The 7,027-nt window shown below is 75.3% G+C and carries 6 protein-coding genes and 1 tRNA gene; 6 read left to right on the forward strand and 1 reads right to left on the reverse strand.

Annotated features, from left to right (window positions below; all coding sequences use genetic code 11):
- The 5 genes from ABL57_RS10085 to ABL57_RS10105 all read left to right on the forward strand — a co-directional run.
- Positions 1 to 942, forward strand: a 942-nt coding sequence (locus ABL57_RS10085) for a pseudouridine synthase (protein ID WP_047803343.1), incomplete at its 5' end; no start/stop codon positions are given.
- A 10-nt stretch (positions 943 to 952) separates the two neighbouring features.
- A complete protein-coding gene (locus tag ABL57_RS10090; protein WP_047803344.1) occupies positions 953 to 2,071 on the forward strand; it encodes a prephenate dehydrogenase in 1,119 nt (372 codons plus the stop codon).
- On the forward strand, positions 2,053 to 2,829 hold the full coding sequence (cmk, locus tag ABL57_RS10095) for a (d)CMP kinase (protein WP_082157359.1): 777 nt from the start codon (positions 2,053 to 2,055) through the stop codon (positions 2,827 to 2,829). The genes ABL57_RS10090 and cmk overlap by 19 nt, the downstream gene beginning before the upstream one ends.
- Positions 2,830 to 2,902: 73 nt before the next feature.
- Positions 2,903 to 4,462 (forward strand): ribosome biogenesis GTPase Der, encoded by a 1,560-nt coding sequence (gene der / locus ABL57_RS10100; RefSeq protein WP_238986028.1) that lies wholly within the window; start codon positions 2,903 to 2,905, stop codon positions 4,460 to 4,462.
- 84 nt (positions 4,463 to 4,546) lie between these two features.
- A tRNA-Pro gene (locus tag ABL57_RS10105) sits at positions 4,547 to 4,620 on the forward strand.
- Between the two features lie 79 nt (positions 4,621 to 4,699).
- Here the strand turns inward: ABL57_RS10105 and ABL57_RS10110 are convergent.
- A complete protein-coding gene (locus ABL57_RS10110) occupies positions 4,700 to 5,617 on the reverse strand; it encodes a PfkB family carbohydrate kinase (protein WP_047803345.1) in 918 nt (305 codons plus the stop codon).
- Positions 5,618 to 5,813: 196 nt separating this feature from the next.
- Between ABL57_RS10110 and ABL57_RS10115 the strand changes: the two genes are divergently transcribed.
- Positions 5,814 to 7,027: AI-2E family transporter (locus ABL57_RS10115; protein ID WP_082157361.1), on the forward strand; the 1,214-nt coding region annotated here is incomplete at its 3' end.

Raw genomic sequence — 7,027 nt, forward strand, 5'->3', positions numbered from 1 at the left:
GGCGGCGCCGCGAAGGGCGGCGCCGGCAAGGGCGGCACCGCGAAGGGCGGCGCCTCGAAGAGCGCCGGCAAAGGCGGGACCCAGGACCGGGGGCCCCGGCCGTTCGCCTCCTCCGAGCGCAGCGCCCGGCGGATGCCGGCCACGCCCTACCGCCCGCCGCACCGTCGCCGCCGTCCCACGAACCCGCCGGTGGACCGGCTGGACCAGCACGACCCTGACGGGGTGCGCCTGCAGAAGCTCATGGCCCAGGCCGGGGTGGCCTCGCGGCGGGTCTGCGAGGAGATGATCGAGGCCGGCCGCGTGCAGGTCAACGGCGAGACCGTCACCGAGCTCGGCATCCGCGTGGACCCGGCGACCGTCGAGATCCACGTGGATGGCGTGCGCGTGCAGCTCGACGAGAACCTCGTCTACTACGCCTTCAACAAGCCCGAGGGCGTGCTCTCCACCATGGAGGACCCCGAGGGCCGCCCGTGCGTGGCCGACTACCTGAACCAGCAGAAGAACGAGCGCGTGTTCCACGTGGGCCGCCTCGACGTCGAGACCGAGGGGCTGCTGCTGCTCACCAACGACGGCGAGCTGACCAACCGGCTCACCCACCCCTCCTACGAGGTGCCCAAGACCTACCTCGTGCAGGTGCGCGGGCCCATGGAGAAGGGCGTCGGGGCCGCGATGAAAGCCGGCATCCAGCTCGAGGACGGGCCCGCCTCCGTCGACTCGTTCCGGCTCGTGGACTCCACCCCCGGGCACATCCTCGTGGAGGTCGTCCTGCACTCCGGGCGCAACCGGATCGTGCGGCGGCTCTTCGACGCGGTGGGCCACCCCGTGGAGAAGCTCGTGCGCACCCAGGTGGGTCCCATCCGGATCGGCGACCAGCGCCAGGGCACCATCCGCAAGCTGTCCCGGACCGAGGTCGGGCACCTCCTCGCCTCGGTCGGCATGTGAGGAGCCCCCGGTGACGCAGACCCCCTCCGCCCGATCGGCCCCCGCGGCGACCACCGGCCCCGTGCTCGTGGTCGGTGCCGGACTGCTCGGCGCCAGCATCGGGCTGGGCCTGCGCCACCTGGGCGTGGACGTGTGGCTGCAGGACGCCTCGCCCACCGCCGAGGCCGTGGCCCAGGACATCGGCGCCGGCCGCTCCTGCCGGGCCGCCGGGCCGGCTCCGGAGCCGGCCCTCGTCGTCGTCGCCACCCCGCCCGACGTCACGGCCCGCACCGTGGCCGAGGCGCTGGAGCGCCACCCCGGCGCCGTCGTCCTCGACATCGCCTCCGTCAAGGAGGCGGTGCTGGAGGGCGTGCGCGAGCTGGGCGGCGACCTCGCCCGGTACGTGGGCACCCACCCGATGGCCGGGCGCGAGCGCTCCGGTCCCGTGGCGGCCCGCGGGGAGCTGTTCACCTCCATGCCCTGGGTCGTGTGCGACTCGGGGTTCTCCTCGCCCGCCGCCCTGGCCGCCGCGAAGAACCTCGCGGTGGACCTCGGGGCGACCGTGACCTTCATGGACGCCCGTGAGCACGACGCCACGGTGGCGCTGATCTCCCACCTGCCGCAGGTGATGTCCTCGCTGCTGGCCTCCCGGCTGCAGGACACCCCGCTGCACCAGCTGTCCCTGGCGGGCCAGGGACTGCGGGACACCACCCGCATCGCCGCCTCGGACCCGCACCTGTGGGTGCAGATCCTCTCCGCCAACGCCGAACCCGTGGTGGCGTCCCTGCACGGGGTGCGCCAGGACCTCGACCGCCTCATCGCCACCCTCGAGGGACCCGAGGCCCCGGGCGCGCGCCTGGACATCGCCCAGCTCATCGCCGAGGGCAACGCGGGCCAGGCCCGCATCCCCGGCAAGCACGGCGGGGCGCCGCGGGCCTTCGCCAGCCTGACCGTGCTCGTCGGCGACGTGCCCGGGCAGCTGGCCCGCCTGCTCACCGAGATCGGGGAGATCGGCGTCAACCTCGAGGACCTGCGCCTCGAGCACTCCCCGGGCCAGCCGGTGGGCCTCGCCGAGGTCTCCGTGCTCCCCAACCGCCGCAAGGAACTCGTCGAGGCGCTCCAGGAGCGCGGATGGAAGGTCGTGCAGTGAACACCGGAACGAACACCGGACCGAACGCCGGGACGAGCTCCGCCGCGGGCGCCCCGGAGGCCGGGGCGCCGTTCCCCGGCGCCGGGCGGGAGCTGGTCGTCGCGATCGACGGGCCCTCCGGCTCGGGCAAGTCCAGCGTGTCCAAGGAGGTGGCCCGCCGCTTCGGCCTCGCCTACCTGGACACCGGGGCGATGTACCGGGCCCTCACCTGGTGGTGCCTCGACCGCGGGGTGGACCTCGCCGACGCCGACGCCGTGGTGGAGGCCGCCCGCACCTTCCCCCTCGCCCAGGGCACCGACCCGGACCGGGAGCTGGTCCTGGTGGGCGGCACCGACGTGGCCGTCGAGATCCGGGGCGCCCGGGTGACCGGGGCGGTCAGCGCCGTGGCGACCAACCCGGCGGCACGCGCCGTCCTGGTGGCCCGGCAGCAGGAGCTCATCGCCGACAGCGGCCGCCGGATCGTGGCCGAGGGCCGGGACATCACCACCGTGGTGGCCCCGGACGCCGAGGCGCGGATCCTGCTCACCGCGGACGAGCGGGCCCGGATGGCCCGCCGCGGCCTGCAGAACGGCGGGGTTGAGGACGCCGCGCAGCTGCGGGCCGAGGTCGTGGGCCGGGACGCGAAGGACTCCACGGTGGTCAACTTCACCGAGGCCGCCGACGGCGTCGTGACCATCGACTCCTCCGACCTCACGGTCGAGCAGACCGTCCAGGCCGTGCTCGACGCCGTCGTCCGAGCGGCCGGCCGCACGGCCTGAGCCGGGCCCGCCCGGCCACCCCCGACAATTTCCCGCACCCGACCGGCCGCCCCCGGCCCAGCGAAGGACAGCCATGACCGGCAACCCCGAGAACTCCGCGCACGACACCGCCCACGACCCCTACGAGGCCGAGATCCTCGGCGGCAGCACGGACGACGTCGCCGAGCGGCTCGCGGCCATCGACGACGACGAGGCCGAGCAGCGCGCGCAGGCCCTGCGGGCCGGGCTCGAGGACTACGAGCTCGACGAGGAGGACACCGCGCTGCTCGCCGGATGGGCCGAGGGTGAGGACCAGGCCCCGGTGCGCCGCCCCGCCCCCGTGCTCGCCATCGTGGGCCGGCCCAACGTGGGCAAGTCCACCCTTGTCAACCGGATCCTCGGCCGGCGCGAGGCCGTGGTGGAGGACACCCCGGGCGTCACCCGGGACCGGGTCTCCTACCGGGCCACCTGGGCCGGGCGCAACTTCACGCTCGTGGACACGGGCGGCTGGGAGTACGACGCCAAGGGCATCAACGCCCGGGTCGCCGAGCAGGCCGAGCTGGCGGTGGAGTTCGCCGATGCCGTGCTGCTCGTGCTGGACGCCACCGTGGGGGTGACCGCCGCCGACGAGGCCATCGTGAAGATGCTGCGCAAGGTGCGGAAGCCGGTGATCCTGGTCGCCAACAAGGTGGACTCCCCGCAGCTGGAGGTCGAGGCCACCTACCTGTGGTCCCTGGGCATGGGGGAGCCGCACCCGGTCTCCGCGCTGCACGGGCGCGGTGCTGCCGACGTCCTGGACGCCGTCATGGAGGTGCTGCCGGAGTTCTCCGCCGTGGCCGAGACCGAGCTCACCGGAGGGCCCCGCCGGGTGGCGCTGATCGGGCGCCCCAACGTCGGGAAGTCCTCGCTGCTCAACAAGCTCGCCGGCTCCGAGCGCGTCGTGGTCGACCCGCTGGCCGGCACCACCCGGGACCCGGTCGACGAGCTCATCGAGCTGGGCGGCAGGCCGTGGCGCTTCATCGACACCGCCGGCATCCGCCGCCGCGTGCACATGGCCCAGGGCGCCGACTTCTACGCGTCCCTGCGCACCCAGGCCGCCCTGGAGCGCGCCGAGGTGGCCGTGGTGCTGCTGGCCGCCGACGAGGTGCTCTCGGAGCAGGACGTGCGCATCCTGCAGCTGGCCGTGGACTCCGGGCGCGCCCTCGTGCTGGCCTTCAACAAGTGGGACCTGATGGACGAGGACCGCCGCTACTACCTGGAGCGCGAGATCGACCGAGACCTCGCGCACGTGGCCTGGGCGCCGCGGGTGAACGTCTCCGCCAAGACGGGCTGGCACAAGGACAGGCTGGTGCCCGCGCTGGAGAAGGCCCTCGAGTCCTGGGACACCCGCGTCCCCACCGGCCGGCTCAACGCGTTCCTCGGCGAGATCGTGGCCGCCCACCCGCACCCCGTGCGCGGCGGCAAGCAGCCCCGCATCCTGTTCGGCACGCAGGCCTCCTCCCGCCCGCCGCGCTTCGTGCTGTTCACCACCGGCTTCCTCGACCCGGGCTACCGCCGCTTCATCACCCGCCGGCTGCGGGAGACCTTCGGCTTCGAGGGCACCCCGATCGAGGTCAGCATGCGGGTGCGCGAGAAGCGCGCCCGGAAGCGCTGAGCGGCGGCGCCGGCCGAGATGAATTCCGCCCCGGGTTGCTGTAATGTGATGCGAGTGCTCAGGGCGGCGACGTACTGAGCGCTTCGGGCTGTGGCGCAGCTTGGTAGCGCACTTGACTGGGGGTCAAGGGGTCGCAGGTTCAAATCCTGTCAGCCCGACGAACCGGAGGCCGGTGGACCGCGGAGACGCGGACCACCGGCCTTCGTCGTGCCCGGGGTCCTCGCACCTGTGGCCGGCTCAGGCGCCCCGGTGGCGGCGCACCGTCTCCCGCAAGCGGTCCGGGTCCAGGTGCGGCCGCCCGCCGGCCGTGCCGACCACCTGCGCGGCGGCCGCCGCGGCCCACCACGCCGCGGTCCGCGGGTCCTCGCCGCGCAGCAGCGCGACGGCCAGCGCGGCCACGAACGCGTCGCCCGCGCCGGTCGGGTCCACCGGGTCCTCGCCGAGGTGCGGGAGCACCACGTGCCCGGCGGCCCAGGCGACCACGTCCGCGTCCCCGGCGGCGAGGGCCACGACGCGCGGGCCCTGCTCCAGCAGCTCCCGCGCCGCCCGCACCGTCTCCGGCACCCCGCGCGGGGCCCACCCCACCAGCGCCTCGGCCTCCGAGCCGTCGGCGCGCACCACGTCCGCCGCGTCCAGGACCCGCCGCCGTGTCCGTGCGTCCGCGGGGGCCCCGTCGGCCACGACCAGCGCACCGCGGGCGGCCGCGAGCGCCTCCACCACCGCCGGGCCCGGCTGCTGGAGCTGGACCAGCACGGCGCCCGCGTCCTGCAGCAGTCCCGCCCGGGACCGCACGTCCTCGGCCGTGAGCAGCGCCGCCGGTGCCACGTCCTCGAGCAGACGGCGCACACCGGGCGGGCCGACGACGTCGACGAGCAGCGCCGTCGGCACGCCCTCGCGGCGCAGCACGCCGCCCACGCCGATCCCGTCCGCGGCGGCCTGGGCGAGCACGTCCTCGCCGGCCCGGTCGGTGCCGACGACCCCCAGCAGCTCCACCTCGGCGCCCAGCCGGCGGCACGCCACGGCCTGGTTCGCGCCCTTGCCGCCGAGCAGCTCCTGGCGCTCGCGGACCTCCGTCGAGCCGCCCTCCTCGGGAACCCGGTCGACGACCAGCACGAGGTCGCGTGCGACCTGCCCCACCACGACGACACCGGGCACGGGGCTCTCCTTCCGACGGCGGACCTGTCCTGCCGGCCAGCCTAGGGCAGCGCACCGGCCGCGGTGAGAGCACCGGCCGGCGGAACGGGCGTCACCCGCGCGGGGTGATGTGCGCACCGATCGTGGGGCACGACGGTGGGAACGACCCCGGGCGCGAGGCACCGTGCGCCCGCGGCGCCGACGCGGAGGAGCCGCCATGACACTGCAGGCAGGAAGCGGAGCCCACACGCCCCCGAGCCGGGCACCGGGACCGCTGCTGGGCCGGCCCGTGGCGGTGCTCGTGGGGCTCGCGGCGGCCGTCGTCGTCGTCCTCGGGATGCGCACGATGGCGGACCTGCTGGGCCCGGCGTTCCTCGCGCTGGTGCTCACCCTGGCGGCGCACCCGGTGCGGGGCTGGTTCGCCCGCCGTGGGCTGCCGGGCTGGGTCGGCACGGCCGTGGCCCTGGTCGCCGTCTACGCGGCCCTGCTGGTCCTCACGGCGTCCCTCGTGGTCGCCGGTGCCCGCTTCGCCACCCTGGTGCCGACCTACCAGGCCGAGCTGGACGCGCTGCTGGACGGGCTCGTCGCGGCCCTCGCCCAGGTCGGGGTGGGGCAGGAGCAGATCTCCCGGCTCCTCTCGGGGGTGGACCTCGGCCGGATCGCCTCCCTGGCGGGCGGACTGCTGGGCGGGCTGCTCGCCCTGCTCACCGACCTCTTCTTCATCGTGACCCTCGTGCTGTTCATGGCGGTGGACGCCGCGTCCTTCCCCGGCAAGCTGGCGGCCCTCCGTGGCGCCCCGGGGGAGCTCGCCGTGGCGCTGCGCCACTTCGCCGCCACCAGCCGGAAGTACCTGCTCGTCACCACGGTGTTCGGGCTGATCGTCGCGGCCGTGGACACCCTGGCGCTGATCTGGCTGGGCGTGCCCGTGGCGCTGCTGTGGGGCCTGCTGGCGTTCATCACCAACTACATCCCCAACATTGGCTTCGTCCTGGGCCTCGTCCCCCCGGCCCTGATCGGCCTGCTCGAGGGCGGGCCGCGGCTGATGCTCGCGGTGGTCGTGGTCTACAGCCTGGTCAACGTGGTGATCCAGACCTTCATCCAGCCGAAGATCGTCGGGGACGCGGTGGGGCTGTCCGTGACGGTGACCATGCTCTCGCTCGTCTTCTGGGCGGCCACCCTGGGGGCCCTGGGGGCGCTGCTGGCGGTGCCGCTCACGCTCTTCTTCAAGGCGGTCCTCGTGGACGCCGACCCCCGCACCCGGTGGGTCGCCCCGCTGCTGTCCGGCGCCGGCGCCGCGGACGCCGGCCGGGACGTCACGGCCCCGGGGGCCGGTGCACCGGCGGTCGGCCCGGCGGCGCCCGGACCGGTGGAGGCGGGCCCGGGGGAGGCCCGTCCGGCGGAGGAGGCGGTCGAGCTGCGGACGGAGCGCCC

The sequence above is a fragment of the Kocuria sp. SM24M-10 genome (genome assembly GCF_001027955.1).
Classification (GTDB): Bacteria; Actinomycetota; Actinomycetes; order Actinomycetales; family Micrococcaceae; genus Kocuria; species Kocuria oceani.

Coding starts and splice junctions, on each gene's coding strand:
- der (WP_238986028.1), top strand. CDS start 2,903: ATGACCGGCAACCCCGAGAACTCCGCGCACGACACCGCCCACGACCCC.
- cmk (WP_082157359.1), top strand. CDS start 2,053: ATGGAAGGTCGTGCAGTGAACACCGGAACGAACACCGGACCGAACGCC.